At 61.9% G+C, this 25,718-nt stretch carries 24 protein-coding genes; 9 read left to right on the forward strand and 15 right to left on the reverse strand.

Annotated elements, in window-relative coordinates; all coding sequences use genetic code 11:
• Positions 1-12: 12 nt before the first annotated feature.
• Complete coding sequence (locus tag LOY69_RS14885; protein WP_265074844.1) at positions 13-2,292, forward strand: KAP family NTPase; 2,280 nt, start codon at positions 13-15, stop codon at positions 2,290-2,292.
• 91 nt (positions 2,293-2,383) lie between these two features.
• On the opposite strand, the gene LOY69_RS14890 is transcribed toward LOY69_RS14885, so the two are convergent.
• The 3 genes from LOY69_RS14890 to LOY69_RS14900 form a co-directional block, all read right to left on the reverse strand.
• On the reverse strand, positions 2,384-3,091 hold the full coding sequence (locus LOY69_RS14890; protein WP_102879395.1) for a peptidoglycan DD-metalloendopeptidase family protein: 708 nt from the start codon (positions 3,089-3,091) through the stop codon (positions 2,384-2,386).
• Between the two features lie 192 nt (positions 3,092-3,283).
• A complete protein-coding gene (locus tag LOY69_RS14895) occupies positions 3,284-3,826 on the reverse strand; it encodes a histidine phosphatase family protein (protein ID WP_265074896.1) in 543 nt (180 codons plus the stop codon).
• A gap of 17 nt (positions 3,827-3,843) precedes the next feature.
• Positions 3,844-4,914: an SDR family oxidoreductase gene (locus LOY69_RS14900; RefSeq protein WP_110651818.1), complete on the reverse strand. Its 1,071-nt coding sequence runs from the start codon at positions 4,912-4,914 to the stop codon at positions 3,844-3,846.
• A gap of 179 nt (positions 4,915-5,093) precedes the next feature.
• On the opposite strand from LOY69_RS14900, the gene LOY69_RS14905 reads away from it, so the two are divergent.
• The gene (locus LOY69_RS14905) at positions 5,094-5,975 is read left to right on the forward strand and encodes a LysR family transcriptional regulator (RefSeq protein ID WP_265074845.1); all 882 of its coding nucleotides are present in this window, start codon (positions 5,094-5,096) and stop codon (positions 5,973-5,975) included.
• Positions 5,976-5,994: 19 nt separating this feature from the next.
• On the opposite strand, the gene LOY69_RS14910 is transcribed toward LOY69_RS14905, so the two are convergent.
• From LOY69_RS14910 to LOY69_RS14940, 7 genes are all read right to left on the reverse strand, one after another.
• Positions 5,995-7,998 (reverse strand): peptidase U32 family protein, encoded by a 2,004-nt coding sequence (locus LOY69_RS14910; RefSeq protein ID WP_110651666.1) that lies wholly within the window; start codon positions 7,996-7,998, stop codon positions 5,995-5,997.
• A gap of 123 nt (positions 7,999-8,121) precedes the next feature.
• Entirely contained in the window at positions 8,122-8,502 is a 381-nt protein-coding gene (locus tag LOY69_RS14915; RefSeq protein WP_110651668.1) for a RidA family protein, read from the reverse strand.
• 58 nt (positions 8,503-8,560) lie between these two features.
• Positions 8,561-9,700 (reverse strand): HNH endonuclease, encoded by a 1,140-nt coding sequence (locus LOY69_RS14920; protein ID WP_134929045.1) that lies wholly within the window; start codon positions 9,698-9,700, stop codon positions 8,561-8,563.
• A complete protein-coding gene (locus tag LOY69_RS14925; RefSeq protein WP_265074846.1) occupies positions 9,693-11,582 on the reverse strand; it encodes an AAA family ATPase in 1,890 nt (629 codons plus the stop codon). Before LOY69_RS14925 ends, LOY69_RS14920 begins: the two co-directional genes overlap by 8 nt.
• On the reverse strand, positions 11,583-13,226 hold the full coding sequence (locus tag LOY69_RS14930) for a restriction endonuclease subunit S (protein ID WP_265074847.1): 1,644 nt from the start codon (positions 13,224-13,226) through the stop codon (positions 11,583-11,585).
• A complete protein-coding gene (locus LOY69_RS14935; protein WP_170003005.1) occupies positions 13,223-15,070 on the reverse strand; it encodes an N-6 DNA methylase in 1,848 nt (615 codons plus the stop codon). Before LOY69_RS14935 ends, LOY69_RS14930 begins: the two co-directional genes overlap by 4 nt.
• 607 nt (positions 15,071-15,677) lie before the next feature.
• Positions 15,678-16,298, reverse strand: a complete 621-nt coding sequence (locus tag LOY69_RS14940; protein ID WP_102879387.1) for a TetR/AcrR family transcriptional regulator — start codon at positions 16,296-16,298, stop codon at positions 15,678-15,680.
• A gap of 139 nt (positions 16,299-16,437) precedes the next feature.
• Here LOY69_RS14940 and LOY69_RS14945 point away from each other — a divergent pair, with 139 nt between their 5' ends.
• The gene (locus LOY69_RS14945; RefSeq protein ID WP_213666335.1) at positions 16,438-16,881 is read left to right on the forward strand and encodes a nuclear transport factor 2 family protein; all 444 of its coding nucleotides are present in this window, start codon (positions 16,438-16,440) and stop codon (positions 16,879-16,881) included.
• A 9-nt stretch (positions 16,882-16,890) separates the two neighbouring features.
• Here the strand turns inward: LOY69_RS14945 and LOY69_RS14950 are convergent, their stop codons facing one another.
• Complete coding sequence (locus LOY69_RS14950) at positions 16,891-17,151, reverse strand: hypothetical protein (RefSeq protein ID WP_102879385.1); 261 nt, start codon at positions 17,149-17,151, stop codon at positions 16,891-16,893.
• A 199-nt stretch (positions 17,152-17,350) separates the two neighbouring features.
• Here LOY69_RS14950 and LOY69_RS14955 point away from each other — a divergent pair, with 199 nt between their 5' ends.
• Positions 17,351-17,692, forward strand: a complete 342-nt coding sequence (locus tag LOY69_RS14955) for a hypothetical protein (protein WP_102879384.1) — start codon at positions 17,351-17,353, stop codon at positions 17,690-17,692.
• A gap of 11 nt (positions 17,693-17,703) precedes the next feature.
• Here the strand turns inward: LOY69_RS14955 and LOY69_RS14960 are convergent, their stop codons facing one another.
• The 3 genes from LOY69_RS14960 to LOY69_RS14970 are packed head-to-tail and all read right to left on the reverse strand — an operon-like array spanning position 17,704 to position 20,095.
• Positions 17,704-17,847 carry a DUF2256 domain-containing protein gene (locus tag LOY69_RS14960; protein ID WP_102879383.1) on the reverse strand — a complete coding sequence of 48 codons (144 nt, stop codon included), beginning with the start codon at positions 17,845-17,847 and terminating at the stop codon, positions 17,704-17,706.
• Positions 17,844-19,391 (reverse strand): cryptochrome/photolyase family protein, encoded by a 1,548-nt coding sequence (locus LOY69_RS14965; protein ID WP_265074848.1) that lies wholly within the window; start codon positions 19,389-19,391, stop codon positions 17,844-17,846. Before LOY69_RS14965 ends, LOY69_RS14960 begins: the two co-directional genes overlap by 4 nt.
• Positions 19,385-20,095 (reverse strand): SDR family oxidoreductase, encoded by a 711-nt coding sequence (locus LOY69_RS14970; protein WP_102865071.1) that lies wholly within the window; start codon positions 20,093-20,095, stop codon positions 19,385-19,387. The genes LOY69_RS14965 and LOY69_RS14970 overlap by 7 nt, the downstream gene beginning before the upstream one ends.
• Positions 20,096-20,272: 177 nt before the next feature.
• On the opposite strand from LOY69_RS14970, the gene LOY69_RS14975 reads away from it, so the two are divergent.
• Positions 20,273-20,416 (forward strand): hypothetical protein, encoded by a 144-nt coding sequence (locus tag LOY69_RS14975; RefSeq protein ID WP_170003011.1) that lies wholly within the window; start codon positions 20,273-20,275, stop codon positions 20,414-20,416.
• 97 nt (positions 20,417-20,513) lie between these two features.
• Here LOY69_RS14975 and gltS read toward each other — a convergent pair whose 3' ends face one another.
• Complete coding sequence (gene gltS / locus LOY69_RS14980; protein WP_265074849.1) at positions 20,514-21,725, reverse strand: sodium/glutamate symporter; 1,212 nt, start codon at positions 21,723-21,725, stop codon at positions 20,514-20,516.
• Between the two features lie 511 nt (positions 21,726-22,236).
• Here gltS and LOY69_RS14985 point away from each other — a divergent pair.
• The 4 genes from LOY69_RS14985 to LOY69_RS15000 all read left to right on the forward strand — a co-directional run bounded on the left by LOY69_RS14985 (position 22,237) and on the right by LOY69_RS15000 (position 25,465).
• Positions 22,237-22,437: a hypothetical protein gene (locus LOY69_RS14985; RefSeq protein ID WP_102879380.1), complete on the forward strand. Its 201-nt coding sequence runs from the start codon at positions 22,237-22,239 to the stop codon at positions 22,435-22,437.
• A gap of 82 nt (positions 22,438-22,519) precedes the next feature.
• Positions 22,520-22,954: a hypothetical protein gene (locus tag LOY69_RS14990; protein ID WP_259697730.1), complete on the forward strand. Its 435-nt coding sequence runs from the start codon at positions 22,520-22,522 to the stop codon at positions 22,952-22,954.
• Positions 22,951-24,411, forward strand: a complete 1,461-nt coding sequence (locus tag LOY69_RS14995; protein WP_265074850.1) for an ATPase domain-containing protein — start codon at positions 22,951-22,953, stop codon at positions 24,409-24,411. The genes LOY69_RS14990 and LOY69_RS14995 overlap by 4 nt, the downstream gene beginning before the upstream one ends.
• A gap of 10 nt (positions 24,412-24,421) precedes the next feature.
• Entirely contained in the window at positions 24,422-25,465 is a 1,044-nt protein-coding gene (locus LOY69_RS15000) for a sensor histidine kinase (RefSeq protein WP_110651681.1), read from the forward strand.
• Positions 25,466-25,718 lie beyond the last annotated feature (253 nt).

Consider the following 25,718-nt stretch of genomic DNA (forward strand, 5'->3'; position numbering starts at 1 on the left):
GGACGTAAGCAGATGTCAGCCACACAGGCTTTTACCGCCCCGGGCGGGCACGACGCGGCGCTGACCCGACGCGAGGACGACCTTCTGGACCGCTGGCCGGTGGCCAAGCTGGTCTATCGCATGATCACCGCGACGCCCTTGGGCTGGTCGGCGCGGATCGGCCTCTATGGTCAGTGGGGCAGCGGCAAGACCAGCGTGCTGAATTTTCTGCAGCAGATTGCTGAGAAGAACGACGATATTGTCATCCGGCTTCCCGCGTGGCGCACCACCGGGGAGCAGGAGTTCATCGTTCAGTTCTATTTGCAACTGGCCCAGGTGCTGGGACGCTTGGGCTACGCAGAGCCCTTCCGGAACTGGACGAAACGCCAATCGAAAAAAGGTGCAGATCTGGTTGGGGCGTTGGCAAAAAAAATAGCTGAAACGGAGTTGCCAGAGTCAGTTAACTCCAGCTACTTCGTCACCGCCTGGGCCACTGCCGCCGGTGTCGCCGCCGAGAAATTAAGCGACATATTGCAGCTCGACAGCAGCGACATAGAGGCCCTGCGCAAGGAGCTGGGTCATAGACGAGTCATTGTCTTCATCGACGACCTTGACCGTGCCGATCCGCAAATACTTCCGCAGACGCTTCTAGCCCTGCGCGAGCTCCTGGACTGGCCGGGATTTGTCTTTGTCCTGGCCTTCGACAAGGACGTGGTGGGCAAGGCACTTCGCTCCTATTCCGAAGCCTTCGGCGAGTCGGCCCAGCACTTTCTGGACAAGATCATCGATGTACCGGTGACCCTGCCCGAGCCAAGCCCGAAGCAGGTGCAGCGAATGGTCGCCAGGAACCTGAAATACTGCTGCCCATTCCTGCCGGACACGGCCATCGAGCAGACCGCCGAGTGGTTTCCCACCAATCCGCGCCAGGCCAAACGCATCTGCCGCAGCTTGTCGGTGTTTGGCGCGGCGGCTGATCGACATGCCGAGGGCCAACTGGACTGGCGCGGAATCATCCTGCAGACCATCTTGCGTGAGACCGAACCCAAGGTGGCCCAGGTGGTTGAAGAGCACCTGCTGGGTTTCCACTCGGCCTTCAGAGCCAACATGTTCGGCAATGCCAATACCAAGGAACAGGAGCAGCACAAGCAAGTAGCGCTCAACGCCGCACAATCTCCCAAGGATGAGATTAAGAACAAGCGCCTGCTGAAGTTGATCGAAGAGCTGGGCCATGCCAGAAGCAAACTGTCTCTGGCAAACATTCACTATGAGATGAGCCTGGCGGTCCGCGAAGTGGAGTTCACCATTCCCGAGTTTTCCCGGTTGGTGAAATCCTGGGGTGAATTCCAGAACGTCCAGACCCTCAACGACTTCATTCGTGATGCGGCCAGTCGTAGCGATGAAGGAGAGGTTGCCGTGGCCAGCGCGATGCTCAACATGGCGAATTTCCAGTATGGCGAGCAGTTGGGCAGAACCGCCTCGTTCTACTCACGGGAAGCCTTTGAGCGAGCGTTGAGCCGTGCCGGTGAGCTGTTGGGGTTGATCGAGTTCTGTTACACGGCCGATCTTCAGGGCGCCATATTCAAGGCGCGCAGCGAATATGACGTGTGTATCGGCTTTATCAGGAGCTTTTATGGGAGCGTCTCAAAGGACGGCAGCCAACCGGAAAGAGCGCTCCGTGAACGCGAGCTGCGATTGGCGGCGATCATTGCCGCTCAGTGCGATGATCCACAGCGCCTGTATCTGGATGCAGAGCCTATACAGGGCACGCTGCGTGTTCCTGCCTGGGAAGTTGCCCGAGCATATGAGCACTATGTGGATGCGTTGCGGACGGTGCTCGCGCCGCCTCTGATACACAGTGCCATCCAGGTGTTCGCCTTGCCCAATGGCGTCATGAATGCACTGATCCTGGATGATGCGCGGCTCAAGTGGGTACTGACAGAAGAGCGCTCCCCCCTGTATACGCAGGCATGCAAAGAGCTGGGATGTGCTGCCTTGAAGCAACTGATCGAGACCCCTCAGGACCTGGGCAGCAGGGAGGTACTGGCGAAGAATGCCCTGTCCTATCTGGATGCGTTTATTACTCGCTGGGAGTCTGCCTCCACTAGTGCAGAGCAGGCCAAGCCCTATCTGGAGTATATCCAGTTGGCTTGGCAGGCCCTCTGCCAGCTGGAACCAACCATACAGACACGGGTGCATCTGAATAAACTAAAGTCGCAGCTTGAACGGCAGGTGGCGATCCCGGGGTTCCTGGGTACTCCCACCTGGTGGGATGACGAACCCAATGACATCGAGCACGAACTGCGAGGCATTTGACTCCGCGCAGCCTCCGCTCAATAGCGCGAGAGGCCATCGCCCCGGGTTTCGTTGACGTGCCTTGGCCCCGGGCGCAGGGGTCTTGTTGCACTCACCCCGGCGGCAACAACCGCAATGGGTCCACCGGTACGCCGTTGGCGCGGATTTCGAAGTACAACTGGGCGCGGTCGGTGTCCTGGGACCCGGCCTCGGCAATCTTCTGGCCCTTGATCACCATCTGGCCTTCCTTGACCACCAAGCGGCTGTTGTAGGCGTAGGTGCTGGTGTAGGAGGGGCCGTGCTGGAGGATCATCAGGTTGCCGTAACCGCGCATGTAGCCGGCGAACGCCACTTTGCCGCCCAGGGTGGCGTGGATGGGCTGGCCCTGAGTGGTGGCGATGCGGATGCCCTGGTTGAGCTTGCCGGTGGGGGAGAAACGGCCGATCAGCACCCCGCGCAGCGGCCAGCTCCAGCCTTGCAGGGTGACCTTGGGCATCGGCGGGGCGGGCGGTGCGGCCTTGACCTTGCTCTTGCTGGCGGTGCTGCGCGACTTGCTGCTGACCACGCGGGTGGTCCTGGTCGCGCCGCCAACCCGCAGCACCTGGCCGACTTCCACGGTGTAGGGCGCCTTGAGGCCGTTGAGCCGCGCCACTTCCTTCCAGTTGGTGCCATTGCGGCTGGCGATCGAATACAGCGTGTCGCCACGCTTGACCCGGTATTCACCGGCCTTGAGCGGCCCAGTGCCGCCAGGGCTGGAGGAATTGGAGCTGCAGGCCGATACCGCCAGCAGTAGTGCAATCAATAGAAGTCTTACCAACACACGGCAACCATTAAGTCCTGATAAAGCCCTGCAGCCCGAGCTGCCCGCGACGCGCCAGGCAAGCCGGCAACTATACCTGTTTGCGGCTTGAGAGGCGCGTTATAGACCGCAACATGCAGCGTTAAATTCAATGATTGTGTTGCTGGTTGAGCGCTGGGCCATCAAGCGTCAGGACTTATGACGCCGCAACGATCAGGCAGCGCTACGCCGATACACCGTCGCACTCCAATAGCGGCTGCCGGCGCGTTCTTGGCGACGCCAACCGGCGCCAGCCAGCTGTTTGCCAATCAGCCGATTCATCCAGCCATGGCCGAGCAACAGCACGGGGCCCTGCTGGGTCAGGGACTGAAGTTGCAGGGCGGCGGCTGCCGCCCGACTCCGGGTCGCAGTGGCGGTTTCGACGTGCCTGGAGTAACCGCAGCACCACAGGATTCGCAGAATGGCCGCCCAGGTAATAGGTGACAGGCGTGGTTGTCGCCAAGGTCCATAAGGCAGTTGCGCCTCGCAGAACAGTGGGTCCACCAGGGTCGGTTGCAGCCCCAGGGCCTGCACCGATGCCAGTGCTCGAGGAGCGCTGCTGGAGACAATCACGGCGGCGCTGGCGGCCAGTTGCAGACTGGATGGTGGGGCCGGGTGCGCAGTGATTGCCGAGCGATCGTAGTCCTGGATCCAGCCCTGCATGTCGAGTGCTGAAATTCTGTCGTTCGCTATGCCTTCGGGTTGACCGTGACGCATGAGGATGATGGTGCTGTTCAAGGTCTGGTTACGTCCTGCTTGGTGCGGTTCGAGGAATGGGCGGCCGGCGCCTGTCTGGGAAGCCAGCCATGGTCCTGATACCAGGCCAGGGTATCGCTGATGGTGCGTTCCAGGGACCGGAAGCTCAGGTCCAGTTCCTGTTCGCTCTTGCTCGGGTCGAAACGGCTGCGACCGGATTCCTGAAGCATTAGACGCACCGTGGCCAGGCTCAGCAACACCGGCTTGCCGGTCAAGCGGGCATAGAGTTCCTGCACTGCCGCCAAGGTATAGAGCAAAGGGACTGGCAACGGGCGCACTGGGGTCCTGACGCCAGCGACACGCCCCAGCAGCGGTACCAGTTCGGCCATGGTCATGTGCCGGCCCGCCGCCAGGTAGCGTTCGCCCCGGCGTCCCTGGCGCGCGGCGGCAATCTGCGCCAGTGCCACATCACGGGCGTCGACCACCGAGAAACTGCCTGGAACCAGGCCGGGCAGGCGGCCAAGCACCACGTCGTTGAGCAATTGTCCGGAGGACGTCGGCCCGATGTCTCCGGGGCCCCACATCCAGCCGGGCAGAACCATGCAGGCATGCATCTGCGGATGGCTCTCAAGGAACGCCAGCACTGCTTGATCGGCGAGGATCTTGCTGCGGTAGTAGTCATCCGCATCGGCGGGGTCACGCAGGCACGTCTCGTCGATCAGTTGGCCGGGCTCGCCCTTGAGCACGGCAATCGACGAGGTGTGGATGAAGCGGCGGATACCGGCGCTGTAGGCCCGCTCCAGTAAGCGCTGGGTGCCCAGGACGTTGATCCTCTGCAGTTGTTGCCAGTGACTGCCACCCTTGTAGTTGTCGCGAAAGAACGCCGCGGTGTGAAACAGCGTGTCGCAGCCATGCAGTGCAGCGGCGAACCAGTCGACATCGGCCATGTCGCCCACCACCAGTTCCAACCCTGGCAGCGAACCGAACTGCTGTTCACCCTTGGCTCTTGAACGTACCAGGGCCTTGACCTGGCAGCCTCGGGCCAGCAGTTGCCGGACCAGATTGTTGCCCAGCAGGCCGGTGGCCCCGGTGACAAAGGTGTAATGCATTTCAGGGCGATAGCCGGCATCGGCGTTCGCTTGGGGGCGGTGTTCGGGGGCAGTGCTCATACGGTCCGTTCCATGGGTTTGGAGGGCGCTAGATATACCTTGGCCAGCACCACGGAAAAACAGCGAGTCCTGCATAATGGCTTTGCGAATTTGCAAAGCGACCAGCAGGGAGTAGGGCTTTGGAAGCGAATTGGGATGATCTGCGCCTGTTGCTGGCGGTCTGGCGGCGCGGCAGTTTTCTGCAGGCCGGCCAATTGCTGGGGGTGGCGGCCTCGACGGTGTCCCGTCGCTTGAGCCAATTGGAAACGGCCCTGGGCGAGCCACTGCTGCAAAGAGGTGTCGAGGGCTGTTGGCTGACGCCGCGGGGACAATCACTGGTGGAAGTCGCCCTGGCCGCAGAGGAAGGGCTGAGGCGCCAGAGCACTGTGGGCCTCACGCAGTCGCAGAGCGAACTGCGCGGCAGCATCCTGGTCAGTGCAGGCGAGGGCTTTGCCCCTTGGGTGCTGGAGGCAGCCCATCGGGTGACGTCGGTTCATCCAGGCTGCTCGGTGGAGCTGCAGGTAAGCGCCGAGTTTCACAAGCTGGCCCGCGGCGTGGCGGACATCGCGGTGCGCACTGCGCATCAGGGTGAGCCTTCGCTGATCTATCGCGCATTGGGCAAGCTTGAGTATGGCGTGTTCGCCAGTGCTGACTTGTTGCGCAGGTGCCCGGACATCACCCCGGCGACGGCCGCCACCATCGGCTTGCTTCCACCCCTGGACAACCTGCCGCAGATGCGCGCGGCCAAGGCCGCAGGCCTTGAGGGCCGGCAGATCAGGGTGAGTTCGTTCACGACTCAGGTCGAGGCGGTACGGCGCGGGATGGGGATTGCGGTCATGCCGCGGATTCTGGGGCACGATCTGGTGGAGCTGTTTGCGTCGATGACGTTTCCAGCGATGGAGATCTATCTGGTGACCCGGCCTCAAGCCTTGAAGCAGGCGCATATCAAACACTGCTTCGAGGTTCTGGAGCAGGTTTTGAGTGAGGCACTGGCGCCTGGACAACCCGGCGCAATCCCTTAGGACTGCGCCGGTGCGTCACTCAGTGCGGCGCGCGGGGAATGGTCTTGAGCAGGTCTTCGGGGCTGATGTGGCCGACGACGGCTTCGGCGGCGGCGCTGCCCGGCAGCGGCAGGTCGAGGATGTGGCCCTTGATCTTGCCCACGACGTGCATTTCGCAGGGCTTGCAATCGAACTTCAGGGTCAGCACTTCGTCACCGTGCACCAGTTGCATCGGTGCCACCTTGGTGCGCACGCCGGTTACGCCCTTGGCCTGCTTGGGGCACAGGTTGAAAGAGAAACGCAGGCAGTGCTTGGTGATCATCACCGGCACGTCGCCGTGTTCCTCGTGGGCCTCGAACGCGGCGTCGATCAGTTGCACGCCGTGGCGGTGGTAGAAGTCCCGGGCTTTCTGGTTGTAGACGTTGGCCAGGAACGACAGGTGCGACTCCGGGTACACCGGCGGCGGGTTGCTTTCGGCCTTGCGCGTGCCCCGTGGATGAGCCGCGACGCGGGCCGTGTCCAGCGCTTCGATGACTTCCCGGCGCAGGGCCTTGAGCTGGGAATTGGGGATGAAGTACGCCTGGGGCGCATCCAGCTTGATGTCCGTGGCGTGGTAGAGGGTGGTGCCCAGTTGCCCCAGCAGGTCCTGCAACTGCCCGAGGGCCTGCTCCGGCTTGTTGGCCACGCCGAACGGACCGTCCAGGGTGACGCTGGCGCTGATGCCTTCTTCGCTGGTGGCGGTCAGTTGCAGGCGTTCTTCCCGCAGGGTGGCCAGCCAGGACAGGCCAATGCGCCGCTCGGCGGAGGTGCGGGTCAGGGCCTGCTGCCAGTTGTGGTCGAGGTTGCGGCTCAGCGGATGATTGGGACGCAGGCGCTGCAGGGCTTCGGGCATCTCGTTGGGCTCGACCCGATAGCGGTAGCGTTTTTCGCCATCTTCTTCGAATTCGCCGCGAGCTTCGGCGATGTTGGCGCGGAAACCCACCACTTCACGCTTGATCAGCAGGTTGAGGCCGTCGCCATTGGACAGCGGTTCGAAGGTCACCACTTGCAGGTCGCGCTTGCCGACTTTTTCCACGGTGCCCACTGGCAGCCCGGTGAAGGTCGGCGAGTCGAAGGCGCCGATGTCGATCTTGCGCTCGCTGACGAAGTAGTCGGTGCTGCCACGGTGGAAGGTCTTGTCCGGATCGGGGACGAAGAAGTGCGCGGTGCGGCCGCTGGAGGCGCGGGCCAGGTCCGGACGGTCTTCGAGGACGTCGTCCAGGCGCTGACGGTAGTAGGCCGTGATGTTCTTCACATAGGCCATGTCCTTGTAGCGCCCCTCGATCTTGAACGAACGCACGCCGGCTTCCACCAGGGCGCGGATGTTGGCGCTCTGGTTGTTGTCCTTCATCGACAGCAGGTGCTTCTCGTAGGCGATCACGCCGCCGTGCTCGTCTTTCAGGGTGTAGGGCAGGCGGCAGGCCTGGGAGCAGTCGCCGCGGTTGGCGCTGCGGCCGGTCTGGGCGTGGGAGATATTGCACTGGCCGGAAAAGGCCACGCACAAGGCGCCGTGAATGAAAAACTCGATGGCCGCGTCGGTTTCGGCGGCGATGGCGCTGATTTCCTTGAGGTTCAGTTCACGGGCCAGCACCAGTTGGGAGAAACCGGCCTGGTCGAGGAACCTGGCCCGCTCCAGGGTGCGGATATCGGTCTGGGTGCTGGCATGCAGCTCGATGGGCGGAATATCCAGCTCCATCACCCCCAGGTCCTGGACGATCAACGCATCGACACCCGCGTCGTACAACTGATGGATCAGCTTGCGCGCCGGCTCCAGTTCGTTGTCGTGGAGGATGGTGTTGAGGGTGGTGAACACCCGGGCGTGATAGCGGCGGGCGAACTCCACCAACTGGGCGATCTCGCCCACCTCGTTGCTGGCGTTGTGACGGGCGCCGAAGCTCGGGCCACCGATGTACACCGCATCGGCGCCATGCAGGATGGCTTCGCGGGCGATGGCCACATCGCGGGCAGGGCTGAGCAGTTCCAGGTGATGTTTGGGCAAGGACATGTTTTTTTAGTCAGGCTTATCAGGATCAAGGCGCGCATTGTAGCGGCGAAACGCGTGCCCGGCACCCGTATGCTGCCCGGTGGCGGCCACGCATTGCGCGCAGCCGCGAATAAACCCGCGGCGTCAGGCCTTGGCGGCCATCGCGGTGACTTCCACGCGCATGCCTTCCACCGCCAGAGCGGCCACGCCAACGGCGGCGCGCACCGGCCAGGGCTTGGCGAAGAAACGCTGGTAGACCTCGTTGAACGCGGCGCGGTCGGCCATGTCGGTGAGGTAGATGGTCAGGTGCATGACCCGGTCCATGGAACTGCCGGCCCGCTCCAGGGCGACTTTCAGCGCCTGCAGGGTGCATTCGCTCTGCAGGGTGATGTCCCCCAGTTCCAGGCTACCGTCGGCGCGGGTCGGGATCTGGGTGGAAACCAGGATGCCGTTGAACGCGGCGACGTCGGAGGAGATGGAGTCGGCGTCCGGGTCGGGGGTGAAAACGAGGTCTGGGTTGGCCATGGGGGTCTCTTGTTCGAGGGAAAACGGTTCGCAAGGATGAGTGGGTGCCGATTGAAGTTCAAGTTATGAGGGTCTTTTTCCGGTCCTCATCCCATGCGTCGTCCAGGTCGCGCTTCCAGGCGGCAATTCGCCGAGGGTCACACAGGGCCTTGGCCAATGCCTGGTGTACTTCATAGTTGGGTTCGGTTTCACTGAGCCCGTCGGTCCAGTCCTTCACCTGTTGATAGATGCTTTGGAGCGGCGTTGGGGCATCGTTTTTTCGCTGCCGGGTCAGGATGGATTTGTACAGCTTGCGGTTCTCGCCCTTGAGCTCTCGGGTCCAGCGATCTTCCAGGTGCAGGAGCCTGTTCAGGTTGCGGACCCGTTGCACGTCGGCGGCACGCGTGCTACTGAGCATGACACTGAGCTTCTCGACGTTGAACTCCAGCTTGAGTGTGCCGGCAGGGTTACGCCTGTAGGGGTGGAACCACTCCTCAAAGGAGCCGCTGCTGTGCACGGGATGTGCAGCCTTGTGCTGTGGTCCATTGCACTCGCCGCAGATGGGGACCAGATTCTCCGCACACACCGCTAGCAAGGGGTAGGCGCTCTTGGGTATCCAATGGTCGACCTCGACATTGCGCAACTCTCCACCGCACATCACACAGACATGCCGGGCGTCCTGGTCCTTGTCGCCCTTGTGCAGAGCAAGAAAGCTGTCGCAAAAGTGCTGGTACTTCAGAAGCAAGCTGCGCTCACCAGTCGGGGTACCGTCGGCAAGGTAGGGCAGGCCGTCTTTAAGCCCCTTGTTGTAGAACGCCTCCATCAGGTCCTGAAGGTTTTTTTGGTGGGCTTTGGCGCCCGGGTCGCCAGCGAAGGGGTAACCCACTGGCATTGCCGGAGCGATGGGCGCTGCCTCGAAGTAGCGGCCGATCCGGCTGGTTGCATTGATCCAGTCACGCAAGCGGTCTTTCTGCGCGTCAGTGAGTTCGGCCAGATGGGCGGCCCGCTCCAGAAGCTTGTGGCGATTGAGTTTCTTGTTCAGAAAGCCCCACAGCCAACGGCTTTCTTCCGGGCTGAGGGGCAGTGCCTGCAAGTCGACAGCCGTCAGTTGTGCTGCCCGGGTCGTCGGCTGGCACAACCACAGGGCAAACTCGCGCATCATGTTCTGGCATGCCCTCAAGGCGCCGGAGCAGTCGACAGGCTCGATGGGTTTAAGCATCGGTATCGCCCCGAGCGTTGCGGCTGGCCTGGAGCTTGTCGATCAAGCCATGCAGATCGGCTTTCAACTCATCCGATTTCACCTGCTCGATCAAGGCATTCAGGGTGCGAGTGTCTTCGGTCTGCTCCCAGTGGTTGAGCCGGGCGCGCAGTTCGGAGCGATAGAAACCGGTGCCAAGCCGATTGATCACCGCCCTAAGCTGCATTATTTGCGCGGCAGTGGGTACCTGTACCTGTTCTACATGCTTGAGAAAGGCCTCGATACGCTGCTGTGCACGGCTGCCGATGCTGTCTTGCGTGTGAAACAGATTCATCATCAGCGCCCCGGGATCGGTGGCGAAGGTGCGGGTACCGACCTGATTGGCTGAAGAACTGCCGTCCGCTCCCTTCTTGATAAAGATGATTTCTTCATCGAACACATCCGACAGCACGATGGCCGAATGGCTGGCGATCAGCACGCTGTTGGCGTCCTCGCCCATGGCCAGCTCGATATTGCTGACGATTTCGCGTTTCCAGGCATCGTTGAAGTGGGTTTCCGGCTCGTCGAGCAGCAGCAGGGCATCTTGCTGGCCCGCCAGCAGGTGGAACAGCGCCCAGCGCCGCAGCACCATCTGTTCGCCATCGGATAGGTCGGCGTAGCTCATGACCCCGCTGTCGCTGGCGAACGCGTCCTCGGGCTTTTCGTTGCGCCGCAACGACATTTCGATGCCGTCGATCAGGCCTACAGCCAGCCAGCGCGACAGTTCGTTGAAGCGGCTGAAGGCACTCTGGCCGGCTTCACCCAGCATCAGGGCCAGGGCCTGTTCCTGAGTCGTTGCCTGCTGCAGTTGCGGGTTCAGGTACTGGTTATTGCCCAAGGCCGGCACCGGGGCACCCACATCAAAGTGCAGCACCCGCAGGCGATTGGCGGGGTCGGGTTGGGCCAGCACCTCGCCGGCCACCAGCATCAGGTCGTGCATTTTGCTCTGCAAGGCCCGGGGGGCAGCCAGGGCCCGCTCCAGGTCCACTCGCAAGCGCACACTGACCAATCGATGCCAGCCGGCCTTTTCGAACAGGCCGGCCAGCCCCCGATCATTCTGTTGCGGCTTGCGTTGCAGCATCAGGTCCTGCAGGACCACGGCCAGCAAGGCTGCATCCGGGCGACCGTCGCTGAGCAGGATGGGGCGGTTGAGCTGGTCGCTGGCATCGTCGGTGCTGTGGGGCAGGGGAGCGGGTTCCCGAGGCCGCGGTTCGCTGGCATCCAGCGAGGCTTCGTCGTGGTGGGTCCAGCCCACGGGACGCTCCAGCTCGAAGGGATAATCCTCATCGTCCTTGAAGCGCGCAGCACTGCTCGACTGATCAAGAGGGGGACGCCAGATATCCTGCCAGGCCCTCCAGGAGCCGGAGGTGTAGGCCAGCACCCGTGGCAGCAGGTCCGTCACCGCCTGCGGGTAGCTGCCTTCCCTGACCCGGGCAATGAACGGCAGTGGTTGCTCCGGGTCCGTCGGCTCCGTGCCCAATCGCTGGATGGCCGCTTCGAACGTCTTACTGTCGGCGCTTTTGGCAAAGGGCGCGTCCTGCGCCAGCCACAGGCTGGTGGACGCATTGGAGCCTACGCTCTTGAAGATCACCGTGCGCAGGTTGCCGCTGGCTGCGGCGCCCAGTTCATAGACCAGGGTGAAGGCAAACCCCGGCAGCTTGCCATCGGCCAGGGCGATAAAGATCGAGGCAATGGCCCGCAGCAGGTGGCTCTTGCCGCTGCCGTTGAGGCCCACCACAAAGTGGATGGCGCAGGGCGCTGCCTTGTCCTGGATAAACGCGTCCCAGGGTGCATCCTGGGCGAAGCTCACCTTGAGGTCGCTCAGGGGCGCATAGAGGTTCAGATTCAAATAACGCAAACGCATTTATTGCCCCTTGTCCGAGCTTGCACGGTTGTCAGTGAAACGCTTCAGATCACTTCCCCGGCTGTCTTCCTCGGCGTGGCCCGACGCGTTGAGTCGACAGGCCCTGAAGGCGGTCATGAAGCGTCCATCGCCGTGGCCTCCGGCACCGGGAATGCCGACTTTGCGGATCAGCCCGAGGGCCGTGATCTGCTCCAGGGCGCGGCGCAGGGATACCTCGGAAATAGGGGTTTCCTGGTTAAACAGCGGATGGCGGCAGAAGGCGTCGACGGCATCCTGGTCATCGATCAACAGCGCGAACGGCAAGCTGCTCAAGGCCTCCCAGACCCGCGCCTGAAAGACCGACAACTGCGCAGCGACCCGTGCACGCGCGGTGCGTTGCGCGGGTGTCGCCCAGCCTTGTGCCTGACGAGAACCAGGGCGTGGGGTTTCCTCGACTCGCTGCGGGGCCACTTTTTTCGGCGCCCGTCGTTGGCTGCGCCACTTGCGGGACAGGCTTGCTGAGAAGGCCTCGGTCAGCATGGCTGATGCCAGGATCCGGGCCTTTTCCTGGGCATCGTGCAACTGCTGGCGTGGGACCTTGTTCAACAGGTCGACAATGACCCGCTGCTGCGCCAAGGGCGGGAGTGCCAGTTCCATGCGCTCGAAGAGTGATCGGGAGACCATTCCGCGATCACTGATGCTTTGTACCTGTTTACCGAGCCAGGACAGCCCCATGAAGCAGGCTAGGTACTCCGGGAGGACCTTGTTGTTTGGCCGCAGCACCTGGAAAGCACTCGACGCGAAAGGCGTGGCTGATTTCTCCTTGGGGACAACGAAGGCGCTGCCACTTTCGCCAAAACCCTCGGCCAGTGTGAACAGCACATCGTTGGCCTGGACTTCGATGCAGGACTTTCTCAGCGTCTCGAACTTGACCTTGGCGGGCTGCACCTGCCCGGTTGCCCGATCAGTGCTTTCGGGGGTGAAGAGCCGGACTCTTGCCGGCCTTCTGCTCTCGCTGGGGCTGCGTCTGGGCGGCCTGAACTTGCAAATGGACGACATGGTGACCCGTGGCCAGGACTGGGCCTTGGCCCCGGAAACCAGCAGCTCCAATGCCAGGGCATCGGACAGATGAGCGGCTTTATGCAGCGCTTCCTCGTAAGGCCTCAACGAGGCTTGCTGCAAGAGGTCGACAAGGTAGGCCTGCTCATCGAGGGGCGGCAGATGCATTCTCAGATTGCGGAAGAAGCTCAGGGGAATGCTCAGCTGGCTTTGAGTTCCCCGGTTGGTATCCAGAGCGGCCTGCTTGAGCCAGGGCTGCTGGATGAAATGCAGCAAAAAAGCCGGAAGCACCTGAGGGTCCGGACGCAAGGCGAGAAAGTGTTGGGCAACACCGAATTCGGTGGTCAGCCCCGACATGATCCTGGCTTGCATGACATCCCGCCCACGGGTGGCGATCAGTACATCCCCCTCCTGAAACAGCGCGCCTTGTGAAGATGTTTCGCCATAGGGGCGGATATTGGCGGTCGGACTCTGTCCGTCCAGATCGCCGAGTGCCGAATTGGGGTAGAAGCTCACCAGCACTTCAGGGGCCGGACGCAGCGCACGAGGGTTGAGTTCGCAAATGTCCAGCAGCCCGACCTCCCTCCAGGAGGGAGGAAAGCTCATAGCACCTCTCCAATCAGCTTGCGCAACTGGCGCAGGCGCTCGAGGACATCGACTTCTATGGCCTCCAGCTCATCGATCAGTTCCAGGGCCGAACGTTCCTCCGTGGGCTTTGGTTGCTCGATGACTTTGTAATCGTCCAGGTCCAGGCTCCAACCGTTGCCTTCGATGCAGTCTGGGGCCAGAAGGTTCGAGCGCAACTTGTCATTGATATAGAGTCTGGGCTGCATCACTTCCACATAGGCGGAGCGGACCTGCCCCTGCTCATCGTGAGAGCCGTGGATCTGGTTATTGACCGATCGCCATGCTGGCTTTTGCAGCCAGCTACGTACCGGAACCAGCCACTGCTTGAGCTGGGTCGCTTCGCGCTCGGGGATCGCATTGAGGGACGCCCAACTGGCGTCCTGCCAAGTGTCCGGCCGGAAATACCGCTCCTTGCCGGCATCCCATACATGTTCACCCTTTTGACGCTGTCTGAAATGCACCAGTGCATCGAACAAGTCGTTATCCGCGCCAGCGGGCAGCTCATCGCGCTTGTGGTCCATCGAGTAACCATCCTGGGTGACCTCATAGAACCAGACCGCATCGGTCTTCGGTTCCTTGCTGAAGGAAGTCGATGCGTCATGGAGCCCCGTGACCTTGCGCACCACCAGGACCGCGGCCTCGATGCCGGTATAGGGATTGAAAATCTCTCCCGGCAACAGGATCACCGCCTCCACGTGATGCCGGGACAGCAGCTCGCGGCGCAGTTCAACCTCGGCTTTCGAGCTGCCGTACAGCAGGCTCTGGGGAATGATCAGCGCCGCTCTGCCTCCGACCTTCAACAGGCTCAGTGCACGCCAGACAAACAGCAGGTCAATCTTGTCGGAATGATTGACCTGATCCTCCCGGGTGTAGCTCGGCAAGTACTGGGTACCTGCGGCTTCCTCCGGATCGATGCGGCCACCAAAGGGCAGGTCACAGAGCACAAAGCTGAAGCTTTCGCTGAGTAAAGGCTGTGCAGGCCCCTGGAAGTCAGTCATGACCAGGCTGTTGCCCTGCATGAACTGCGGCAGTTCGATGCCGTGCAGCAGCAGGTTCACCCAGCCAATCCGTGCCAGGGCGTGACTGAGGTCCACACCCACCAGGCCTTCGCCAATAGTGTCTAGACGTTTATTCCGGGCTATCGGCCCGGGGGCATCGGCCAGCATGTAGTGCAGGGCGCTGATGAGAAAACCACCGGTACCGGCTGCGGGGTCGACGATACGCTGTCCGCGTTTTGGATCCAGCAGCGCCACCATGAACTGGGTGATATGCCGTGCGGTGACCAATGGGCCAATCCTGCTGCTGGCCGAGGCTTCGGTGAACAGATACTCGAACACTTCGCCGGATGAAAACCGGCCCTTGTTCTGGCGTCCGTGATAAGGGAACAGCTGATCGATAGCTTTGATCAGAAGTCTGAGTGCCTGGCTTTTGCTCGGATCAAGTTGAAAGTAGGCGTCGCGCAGCATGCCGTTCAAGCTCAAGCGCCTGGCCAGGGATGGTTGGCCGACGATGATCAGCAACTCCAGTTCCCGCAGCCACGGAAACAATCGGTCATTCAGGTAGCTGCCAGGATCCTCGTGTTGCAGCAGGGTGTTCCAGAACGAAGGGCGCTCGTCGAACGAGTTCTCATCATCAGGCATGAGCAACTGGAAGATCGACGGCAACCCATCCTCATCCGGCTCAGCGGCCATGCCATCCAGGCGCTTGAGAAATATCAGGCAGGCAATCTGTTCCAGTGCCACGTAGGGCGAGGAGGCCAGCCCGGCACCGGAAACCAGGTCCCAGAGCGAGGCAACTTTTTTCCGGATATCAGCAGGAAGCATCGTAGTCCTTTGCGATAAGAGGTCGGGGGCAGCGAAAAAGTGGCAAGTATAGGGGGTTTGCCGCAGTGGGATAAAAGCACTTGGCTAGCGTGCAGTGCGCCCGCAGATTGGCGCCAGAGTTCATGTTTTCGGTGATGGAGTGTCTGCACTCCATATCTATTGTCAAATGGAGCGTAAAGGCTCCATGTTTGAGATCCATTGGCCACTGCTGCAGAAATTCTGCGTCCATCAAGTTGCAGTACGACAGCCATGGATATCAACGGACCAGCACAGCCTCGCCCCAGGATCCTGGGGGCAATGCTTCAGCGACAGCCTTGGCGCGCTGCTGGACGTGCTCGAGAAGCGGGACTATGTACCGGCAATCGATCGCATCGCACCCCTGGTCCAGGAGCACTTGGAGATAACCCAGGCCCAAGGTCCGGCACCGTCAGCACGGCGGCCCGGGCATTGAGCTTGCGCACCTCGCTAAAGAAGAGCGAGGAGACGATCGAATCGCCAAGCCTGGCATCCCAGCGGGGGATCAGTATATGCACGCCGGCAGTGGGCGTTGCTGACCCTGGCTGGCGATCCGCCGGCGCACGGAACAGGCAGCGGGCGATGGTCTTCTTCATTCCCGGCTACCGGCCTGGAACAGTTGCAGGAAGCCTTGCAGGGTGTTGTCGACGAAGCGCTGGTCCGAGGTGCCGGCGGGAAAGTGCAGGACGCCATGGATCACCAGCGACGCCAGGCCATGGGTATAGGACCAGCCGGCGAGGGCGGCCCGACGGACCTCGGGGTGTTCGATGTCCAGTTCGAGGATCTCGGCAATGATCCGTCGCAGCTCGCCAAAGGCTTGGTTGCGGGCATTGAGTAAGAGGGGCGGCATCTCGCCAGTGGCGAACTCGGGGCCGAACATCAGCTGGTAAAGCGCCGGGTTGGCGCGGGCAAAACTGAAGTAGGCCAGGCAGGCATCGCGCAATTTTTGCAGGCCGCTCTGGGTACTGTCCCGGGGCAACACCTGGGCCAATTCGTGAAAGCCTTGAGCGGCCAAGTGGCCGATGAGCTCCGCGCGATTGGCGTAATGGTGATAGGCCGCCGTGGCACTGACCCCGACCCGTTCGGACACCGCACGCAGCGACAGCTTGGTCGGGCCGACTTGCTCAAGCATGTCCCGGGCCGCATCGAGCAGTTGCGGTGCCAGATTGCCCACGTGGTAGGAATCCCGTGAGCGCGAGGAGTGCTTGGTCATGTTTGGAAGGCCCCGAATGGCTTCGACTGAAAGGCAAAAAAAAGCGCCGAAATCTTATCATGAGCCATAATCTTGACGGCGCTAAGATTGGCTCGTAGCCTGGGCGCCACAACAACAAGACCGCTTAAGGAAGCCCCCTATGTCAGAACTGAAACTGCAACCCCAGGCCGCCGTATCCTTGCAACGCTGGCACGCCATGGTCGCCGGGCAAGACCTGCACGACTTGCCCGGACTGCTGGACCCCAAGGTGGTGTTTCGTTCGCCCATGGCCCATACCGCCTACCCGGGAGCTCAGGTCGTGGCGACCATCCTTGGCACGGTGCTCAATGTCTTCGAGGATTTTGCCTATCACCGCGAGCTGGCCACCGCCGATGGCCTGAACGTGGTGCTGGAGTTCAGCGCCCGGGTCGGCGACAAACAGGTCAAGGGCATCGACATGATCCGCTTTGACGAGGGCGGCAAGATTGTCGAATTCGAGGTCATGGTGCGGCCCATGAGTGGGTTGCAGGCCCTGGGAGAGGAAATGGGCAAGCGTTTGTCCGCCTACCTCGCCGCCAGCAAGGGGGCGCCGTCGGCACCCTGAGAAGCCGGGTTATTCGAGGGTTTCACCGGCGGCCGGGCTCAGCCAGGTCGCAACCACCCGCCGATCCAGCTCTTCCCAGTCCGCCATTCCCAGCACCCGAGTGGTGTTCAGGCCGCGCAAATAGCCGCGCAGTTGGTAGGCAACCGCCTGCAATGCCTGCGGTTCTGCGCTGTTGTCACGCAATACGCTTTCATACTCGATCAGGTAGTCGGCCACCCGCTCGCGAAATTCGGGCAGGACGGCATCGCGGATAAGGTCAAAAGTTCGCACGCAAGAATCCCTTTTAGTTGTAGTTGGACTGCCGGGCAGTCTGCCCGCAGGGCAACTATTGGTTCAAGTGATAGTGACAATCAAAAAACAGCTATTTTGTCGGACGCGTCAACCGTGGAAAATCGCCGCCCTCGATAGCGCCCGCAGGGTTCAACCCGTGGCGCCCTGTACCCGCGTTCTTGACTCCAGGATGTGTCCGATGCGCCTTTTACCCCTGTTTGCCATGACTTCTGCCGCTGTTGTGCTGGCCGGCTGCGCCTCTGCGCCGAACAACCCGAGCCTGGTCATGCAGACCCGCAAAACCCCCGCCCAATACGCCGATTGCGTGATGCCCAAGCTGCAGAGCAGCGACCAGACCGCTACCGTTTCGCAATCACAGCGCGGCTACCGGATCGTGGTCACCAGCAAGGTGGCGGCGGACAACGTGCTGGAAGCCTACAAGGCGCCCAACGGCGGCAAGGTATTCCTCTATGAGCGGCATTTGCTGGCCTCCAGCTTTGCCCCATCCCATTTCGAAAAGACCGCACAAGACTGCCTGTAACCCGCCGGGGCTCATGGCTTCCTGGCGCGGGCGCTGCGGCGACAGCGTTCGGAACACCAGCGCACCTCATCCCAGCAACGCGCCCAGCGTTTGCGCCAGGTGAAGGGCCGGCCGCAGGCGGCGCAGTCCTTGCGCGGCAGGTCGGACTTCTTCACAAGGCTTCTCCGGCGTCCAGGCGCGCCAGCAACTCCTCGCCTCGTTGCCAGATGGCGTCCCGGCGCGGGGCGTCCATGCGCTGCAGGTTGCGATAGGTCAGCGCCAGGCGCGGATTGGCGCCCAGTTGCTCCTGGTGGCGGATCAGGAAATGCCAGTACAGGGCGTTGAACGGGCAGGCATCGCTGCCGGTGGCCTGGTCCACCCGGTAACGGCAGCCGCCGCAATAGTCGGACATCCGCTGGATATAGCGACCGCTGGCGCAATAGGGCTTGGAGCCCAGGTAGCCGCCGTCGGCGTGCATCACCATGCCCAGGGTATTGGGCAGTTCGACCCAGTCGAAGGCATCCAGGTAGACCGCCAGGTACCAGTCGCAGATGGCCTTGGGGGCGATGCCGGCCAGCAGGGCAAAATTGCCGGTGACCATCAGCCGCTGGATATGGTGGGCGTAACCCAGTTCCAGGGTCTGGCCGATGGCCTGGGACATGCAGCGCATGTCGGTGGCGCCGCTCCAGTAGAACTCCGGCAGGGCCCGGGTATTGCCCAGGCCGTTGAGCTCGGCGTATTCCGGCATGCGCAGCCAGTAGATGCCGCGGACATATTCACGCCAGCCGATCAGTTGGCGGATGAAACCCTCCGCGGCATTCAGCGCCACCCGGTTCTCGCGGTAGGCACGCTCGACATCGGCGCAGAGCTGGCGCACATCCAGCAGGCCGATATTCAGCGCGGCGCTGATCCGCGCATGAAACAGAAAGGGCTCGCCCTCGGCCATGGCGTCCTGGTAATCGCCGAACGCGGCCAGGGAAAAGTCGAGGAAGTGCTGCCACAGCTCCTGCGCCTGCTCGTGGGTCACCGGATAGTCGAAGCGCGCCAGGTCACCGTAGTGATCGCTGAAGCGCTGGCCTACCAGTTGCAGTACCTCGCGGGTAATGGCGTCGTGGCCGAAGCGCGCCGCAAAGGGCCCGCGCAAGCCCCGGGGCAGGGCCTTGCGGTTGTCGGCGTCGAGGTTCCAGGTGCCACCGCAGGGGCGGCCATCGGGCTCCAGCAGCAGGCCGCTTTGCCTGCGCATCTCGCGGTAGAAATACTCCATGCGCAACGACGTCCGTCCGGCCGCCCAATCGCGGAACGCTTCGCGCGAACACAGGAACCGCCGATCCACATGAACAGTCAGGGGCAGGCCGGCATCGCGCAGGGCCTGTTCCAGTCGCCATTCTCCGCACTCGGTGACATGCAATTGAGCCGCACCGAGGGCCGTCTGCCAGCGCCGCAACTCGCCAGGAAGGCTGCCGCTGTTGTCAGGATCGTCCAGCTTGACGTAGATCACCCGCCAGCCTTGCTCGCGCAGGCGCTCGGCAAAGTGGCGCATTGCGCTGAAGATCAGCAGGATTTTCTGTGGATGATGCCGGACATACCGCGCTTCGCTGTCGACTTCGGCCATCAGCAGTGTGTCGTGGACCGGGTCCAGGACCTTGAGCAACTCCAGGTCGAACGACAACTGGTCGCCCAGCACCAGCCCCAGTCGGCCGCCAGCGCCGGCGGCTACCACGGCAGACGCTCGCCGTCGTAGGCAAAGAACTGGCCGCTGTCGGCCGCACTCAGGCGGTCGATCAGCGTCAGCAGCTCCCAGGCCGCCACGCTGGCCGGCCGCGCCGCCGCGGAGCCGCGAAACGGTTGCGACAGCTGTGACACCACCGTGCCGGGATGCAGGCTGAGCAGACGGGCCCCGGGCCGGGTTCGCGCCAGTTCGATGGCCGCGGTTTTAACCAGCATGTTCAGCGCGGCCTTGGAGGCGCGATAGGCGTACCAGCCGCCCAGGCGGTTGTCGCTGATGCTGCCGACCTTGGCCGACAGCAGCGCCATCGCGCCCTGGGGCGCCAGCAAGGGCAGGAAGTGCCGCAGGACCAGGGCCGGGCCCACGGCATTGACCTGGAACACTGCCTTGAGCGCCTGGTCTTCAAGGGCGGCGTAGGTTTTTTCCGGTTTGATGTCGGCGCGATGCAGCAGACCGGCGGCATGCACGATCAGCTGGTAGGGCGCCTCATCCGCCAATTCGGCGGCGGCCCGGGCAATGCTGTCGGGCTGTTCAAGGTCGAGCGCGGGAAGCGTGCCGCGGGACAGGGCGCGCACCCCGGCGCAGCGCGGGTCCTCTTCGAGCCACTGGCAAAAGGCCGAGCCCAGCGCGCCGCTGGCGCCAATCACCAGAGCACGATAGCCCGCACCCAGGGACTGCATGTTCAAGGTAGTGCTCATTGTGTTTTACCCACCGATTGACGTGGCAGCGAGCCTGACTCCCTGCTCGCACTGTCAAATTCCATGAGCAATAGTTGTACATAAATTTTGATTTTGTACAGGATTTTTGCAGCGATTGCGGCTAAAAAGTCTTCAGGGTGAAGCCGCTGCCGGCTTCGGCAATGGAAGGAGAGGGCAATGTGGGGTTTTTGCTTGATGCTTGGCCTGGTATTGGTCGTGGCGCTGTTCCTTTGCCTGCGCCGTCGCTGGCCGAGGGTGCGGCGACCGGTGCGCAAGGCCAGTGCCTGTCTGGGCGGCGAAGAGCAGCACCCGCTCGATTAGGTTGTACGTGTGCGATTGTGCTGTACAGCTTTGCTCTATGGCTGTGCTGATCATGATTCGCCCGCCGGCACAGGAATCCGGCGGGCGGAGCGCTCCATCAAGCAACAACCCCCAGCCAAGGCAGCGCCAGGTACAGCTTGATCACGATGGCGTTGCTGATGTCGATAAAAAATGCCCCCACCATCGGCACCACCAGGAATGCCATCGGCGATGGTCCGTAGCGCTGGGTCACCGCCTGCATATTGGCGATGGCCGTCGGCGTCGCGCCTAGCCCGAAACCGCAATGGCCGGCAGCCAGGACCGCAGCGTCATAGTTGCGGCCCATGACGCGGAAGGTGACGAAGATCGCAAACAGCGCCATCACCAGGGTCTGCACGGCCAGCAGAATCAGGATGGGCAGGGCCAGGCTGGCCAGATCCCACAGCCGCAGCGACATCAAGGCAATCGCCAGGAACAGCGACAAGCTCACGTTGCCCAGCAGCGACACTTCCTGATCGAAGACCTGATGCCAGCCCAGCGCCGACAGGCCATTGCGCAACACCACCCCGACGAACAGCACACAGACGAAGGTCGGCAGTTCCAGCGCCGTGCCCTGGATCAAGCCGCTGAGAAAACTCCCGGCCTGCAGGCTGATGGCAACCAGGGCCAGGGTCTCGATGAAACTCAGCGCGGTGATCTGCCGCTCCTTGTAGGGCTGCTCATAGCCTCTGGGCAAGCGCGGTTCGCCTTGCACGGCCCCAGGGGTTTGCACCCTCTTGACCAGCAGGCGAGCGACCGGCCCGCCGATCAAGCCCCCCAGCACCAGGCCGAAGGTGGCCGAGGCCATGGCGATTTCGGGGGCCGAGGCCAGGCCATATTGCTCCTTGAACACTGCGCCCCAGGCTCCGCCCGTGCCGTGACCGCCGGACAGTGTCACAGAGCCGGTCAACAGCCCCATCAAGGGATCAAGCCCCAGCGCCTTGGCCAGGCCAATGCCCATGGCGTTCTGTACCAGCAGAAAACCGGTGACCAGCAGCAGGAATACCGCCAGGTTGCGCCCACCTTTTTTCAGGCTGGCAAAGTCTGCGCTCAGGCCAATGGTGGCAAAGAAGGCCAGCATCAAGGGCGCCTGGAGCGAGGTATCAATGCGGACTTCCATGTCCCCCATACCCCGCAGCAGCAGAAGCAGCAAGGCCACCACCAAGCCTCCGGCCACAGGTTCGGGAATATTGTAGGCACGCAAGAAACCGACTCGGGTGACAAGGCCACGCCCCAGTAACAGCACCAACGATGCGGCCACCAGGGTTCCATAGAAGTCCAGTTGGACCATTCGCACACTCCTCAGTCTGGGTTTCTGGACGCACTGTCAGCCAGTCGCGCCAGCGGCTAGGGTTGAGAGGCCTCAACCTGATTGATTGCGGGCTGGACGGCGGTTACTGGCTTGCGACCTGCACGGATAGCCACGCACATTGCCTGGCGCCGATCGATCAAGTCGGGCCGTTGGATAAGGCTGTCGCGCAGCGGCAGGCGCATTGAGTGGTCGCGCCGCTGCCGGTAGTCGGTCTGGTGTTCTGCGTGGGAGGTTTTCAAGCAATTGATTCACGCCCGCACTTTGCGCCCGCAATGGCGGGCTGATTGCATTGCGCTGGCGTTAAGAGCGGATTAACAGAGGCCCAGGCGTGCGTGGAAAGCGGGTTTTTAAGAAATGTCTGATCAGGGGGCGAGATCAGGCGAGGGCGCATCCCCGAGCAGGATCGATTTGAACTACTGGTTTTGCAGGCACTCCACGGCAGAAGGGACAAGATTTCTTCGCCCAGACGTGTCGCCACCAGGGAAAAACCATGAAGTCCGTCGATGATTTCCGGCTTGAGGCGTACAAGCTGCTACTGGAGCTGGATGCTGCAACGACGAGCATGATGATGCTGGTTTCCGCACGACAGGCCTGCGGGCCTGAGTGGGAGAACGCAACCCGCAGGCATCAACAGGCTTTTGAGGCCTGGACGCTGTTTCTTAGAAGCCAGGCTCCGGAGCCCTCTTTATAGGGACAGGGCCACATCCAATAGCGCTTCTATACGCGGCTATAGGGTGTACTATCGAATTCTTCTCACCCACTATCAGCCAACCATGTCCACGCTAAGCGAAGAGAGCCGCCAGATCGTAGCTTCTCTGGCGCGAAGTGTTGGCCCGGAGGCTGACGTTGCAAGCATCGCCCAGGCGATTGTCTCAACCTTGCAGCGCATGAGCCGCGCCCTCTCGCCGATTATCGGTGAGCAGGGGGTTGCCGCTCTTTACTGCCGCAGCCTTCATCTGTGCATCTCGGCGCAACCGCGCCTGGCCGGCCTCTATGACGGGCTACAGGCCGAATTGAACCTGACGGCCCTCAAGTCGGTACTCATAGAGCAAAGCCCGGCCGAGGCGCTGTTTTTCGGTGAAGTGATGCTCACCACCTTCTATGAACTGCTGACCACGCTGATTGGTCCCTCGCTCACTGCACGCTTGCTGAGTGGCGTGTGGGAGCCTTTCTTGAGCGATCCCCCTTCGCAGGAACATGCGCCATGAGCAGCAAAGTCACGATCAACCGCTTGGCCACTGGCGTGCCAGGACTGGACGAGGTGCTGGGCGGAGGATTGCCGGAGTTTTCGTTCAATCTGATCGCCGGCCCGCCGGGCTGCGGCAAGACCACCCTGGCTCACCAGATGATGTTCGCCCTGGCGACGCCGCAGCGTCCGGCGCTGTTCTTTACGGTGCTCGGGGAGCCGCCGCTGAAGATGCTCCGCTATCAGCAACAGTTCGACTTTTTCGACAGCGCAGCGATCAACCAGTCGATTCACTACATCAACCTGGCCGACGACACCCAGGCCGGCGACCTCGACGAGGTACTACGGCGTATCGTCAGTGAGGTCCAGGCTCACTCGCCGGGGTTGGTGTTCGTCGATTCCTTTCGTTCGGTGGTGCTGGCAAGCCAGACCCGGGACAACCCCAACAACAACCTGCCGCTGTTCGTCCAGCAGTTGGGCATGTTGATGACCACATGGCAGGCGACCACCTTCCTCATCGGTGAATACTTCAATGAAACCGACACCAACCCGGTGTTCACCGTTGCCGACGGCTTGATCTGGTTGCGTCAGAGCGTTCAGCGCAACTCCATGGTGCGCAAGATGGAAATCATGAAGATGCGCGGCCAGCCGACGCTGCCGGGGCTGCACACCTTTCGCATCGCCACTTCGGGAGTCCGGGTTTTTGCACCGGCGGCCATCAGCACCGTTGAAACGCCACTGGAGTTCCCCATCAAGCGCCTGAAGATGGGCGTTGCGCGTCTTGACGACATGCTCGGTGGCGGCCTGCCACAGGGGTATTCGCTGCTGGTGGCCGGACCGTCGGGCTCGGGCAAGAGCATTCTGGCGGCGACCTTCCTCGCCGAAGGCGCGCGCAACGGTGAAACCGGCGTGATTGCAGTGTTCGAGCAACGACCCAACCATTCGCAGAACCCCACCCTGGCCGCCCTGATCCACAGTGGCCAGGTTGGCCTGGTGGACAGCCGGGCCGCTGATTTGTCGATCGATGAAATAGTCCATCTGCTGCTGACCGAGATCACCCGGATCAAGGCGACCCGAGTGGTGGTGGATTCACTGTCCGGCTTCGAGCTGGCCCTGGCGCCGACTTTTCGTGAGGATTTTCGCGAATCACTGGCGCGGATGGTCAGCGCGCTGACCAGTGCCGGCATTACCGTGCTGCTGACCTCGGAGTTGGAAGATCGCTACACCGACCTGCGCTTCAGTCCCTACGGTACGGCGTTTCTCACCGATGCCATCATCGTCCAGCGCTACATCGAAGTGCAAAGCCGTTTGCAGCGCATCATGGCGGTGGTCAAGGTGCGAGCCAGCGCTCATTCCGATGAGCTGCGCCTGTACCACATCGATGATGACGGCTTGCAGATCGGCGAAATGCTGCCTGATCAGGAAGGCCTGCTCGGCGGTCGTCCCACCCGGCAACACGTGGACAAAGGCGAGGTGTGAGTAGAAAACAATGAACGAGGTCAATGGCAAGACCGACCAGGCCGCCACGGCGGCTCGTGAACTGTTGCTCCTCGGCCAGAAAATCGTCCAGGCGCGCGCAGTTCTGGCGTCGTTGCAAAAAGAACTGGGCGAAGCCAACACCCGGGTCGGCGATAGCCAGTACATCGAGCAACTGATCGAGGCCAATCAGCAACTGGTACAGGCCATCCTGCTGGCGCAATCCAACGCGCAGGAGGCCTTGCGCATCCAGCAGGAGCAGCCGTTGAACCTGGAGATGCGCGAAGCCAATGAGCAGTTGGTGATTGCAGCGCTCAGCGCGCAACACCTGCAGGCCACCGCCGAGCAACTGCTGGAGCAACAGCGGCACATCCTGGTACTGGTGGCCCATGAACTGCGCCACCCACTGACGCCCATCAGCATGATTGCCGGCCGCCTGGCCCGGGTCCCCAGTGAAGAGCTGCCACGAATGCAGGCACTGATCGAAGGTCAGGTGCAGCATATGTCGCGGCTTGTGGATGATCTGCTGGATGTCTCCCGGGTCAGCACCGGCAAGCTGCACCTGGATCGCCAGGTGGTGGACTTGAGGCAGATTGTCGATGACGCCATCGAGACCTGTAGACCCTTGATGAAGGCCCGGCATCTGCACTTCAGTGCCCAGCGACCGGATGACCCGTTGCCGGTCGAAGGCGACCCGGTGCGTCTCAAGCAGATTCTCGGCAACCTGCTGGGCAATGCTGCCAAATACACCCCCGCAGAGGGGCAGGTGACGCTTTCGGTCAGCACCCGGGGCGATGCCGTGCAACTGACGGTTTGCGATAACGGTATTGGCATTTCTGCCAAAGCCCTGCCGTTTATCTTCGAACCCTTCATTCAGGACGCCCATGCTATCGGCTTCAATGGCGCCGGGCTGGGCATCGGCCTTACGGTGGTGCGCGAACTGGTGGAAGCCCATGGCGGAACAGTGCAAGGCATGAGCGAAGGCAGCGGCAAAGGCAGTCGCTTCGTCGTGATTCTGCCCCTGGTGAGCGATTTAATTTCCACCCCCAACCCGTAGCGGTGATCGCCTGATGCCATCACTGCCAAGGCTGATAGCCTTGATCCAGAGCCTTGAAGCGCTAGATCGTCAATATATTGGCCCTTGTTTGGCTCTGCAGCTGAAAAAATAATAAATCGACGCAATATTGACGCGATAGTATTTTTATCCCAGTATCCGGCCGCTGAACGCTTGATTTTATTGATGTTTTTTTGACGTCAGGGTTTCGGGCGTTCTTCCAGAAAGGCGTTTCAGCCTTTGAATAAGCGTGAGT

The sequence above is a fragment of the Pseudomonas sp. B21-059 genome (genome assembly GCF_026016285.1).
GTDB lineage: Bacteria > Pseudomonadota > Gammaproteobacteria > Pseudomonadales > Pseudomonadaceae > Aquipseudomonas > Aquipseudomonas danubii.

Coding starts and splice junctions, on each gene's coding strand:
- LOY69_RS14885 (WP_265074844.1), top strand. CDS start 13: ATGTCAGCCACACAGGCTTTTACCGCCCCGGGCGGGCACGACGCGGCG.
- LOY69_RS14895 (WP_265074896.1), bottom strand. CDS start 3,826: ATGCGTCACGGTCAACCCGAAGGCATAGCGAACGACAGAATTTCAGCA.
- LOY69_RS14900 (WP_110651818.1), bottom strand. CDS start 4,914: ATGCATTACACCTTTGTCACCGGGGCCACCGGCCTGCTGGGCAACAAT.
- LOY69_RS14910 (WP_110651666.1), bottom strand. CDS start 7,998: ATGTCCTTGCCCAAACATCACCTGGAACTGCTCAGCCCTGCCCGCGAT.
- LOY69_RS14915 (WP_110651668.1), bottom strand. CDS start 8,502: ATGGCCAACCCAGACCTCGTTTTCACCCCCGACCCGGACGCCGACTCC.
- LOY69_RS14920 (WP_134929045.1), bottom strand. CDS start 9,700: ATGCTTAAACCCATCGAGCCTGTCGACTGCTCCGGCGCCTTGAGGGCA.
- LOY69_RS14925 (WP_265074846.1), bottom strand. CDS start 11,582: ATGCGTTTGCGTTATTTGAATCTGAACCTCTATGCGCCCCTGAGCGAC.
- LOY69_RS14930 (WP_265074847.1), bottom strand. CDS start 13,226: ATGAGCTTTCCTCCCTCCTGGAGGGAGGTCGGGCTGCTGGACATTTGC.
- LOY69_RS14935 (WP_170003005.1), bottom strand. CDS start 15,070: ATGCTTCCTGCTGATATCCGGAAAAAAGTTGCCTCGCTCTGGGACCTG.
- LOY69_RS14940 (WP_102879387.1), bottom strand. CDS start 16,298: ATGACCAAGCACTCCTCGCGCTCACGGGATTCCTACCACGTGGGCAAT.
- LOY69_RS14945 (WP_213666335.1), top strand. CDS start 16,438: ATGTCAGAACTGAAACTGCAACCCCAGGCCGCCGTATCCTTGCAACGC.
- LOY69_RS14955 (WP_102879384.1), top strand. CDS start 17,351: ATGCGCCTTTTACCCCTGTTTGCCATGACTTCTGCCGCTGTTGTGCTG.
- LOY69_RS14970 (WP_102865071.1), bottom strand. CDS start 20,095: ATGAGCACTACCTTGAACATGCAGTCCCTGGGTGCGGGCTATCGTGCT.
- LOY69_RS14975 (WP_170003011.1), top strand. CDS start 20,273: ATGTGGGGTTTTTGCTTGATGCTTGGCCTGGTATTGGTCGTGGCGCTG.
- gltS (WP_265074849.1), bottom strand. CDS start 21,725: ATGGTCCAACTGGACTTCTATGGAACCCTGGTGGCCGCATCGTTGGTG.
- LOY69_RS14985 (WP_102879380.1), top strand. CDS start 22,237: ATGAAGTCCGTCGATGATTTCCGGCTTGAGGCGTACAAGCTGCTACTG.
- LOY69_RS14990 (WP_259697730.1), top strand. CDS start 22,520: ATGTCCACGCTAAGCGAAGAGAGCCGCCAGATCGTAGCTTCTCTGGCG.
- LOY69_RS14995 (WP_265074850.1), top strand. CDS start 22,951: ATGAGCAGCAAAGTCACGATCAACCGCTTGGCCACTGGCGTGCCAGGA.
- LOY69_RS15000 (WP_110651681.1), top strand. CDS start 24,422: ATGAACGAGGTCAATGGCAAGACCGACCAGGCCGCCACGGCGGCTCGT.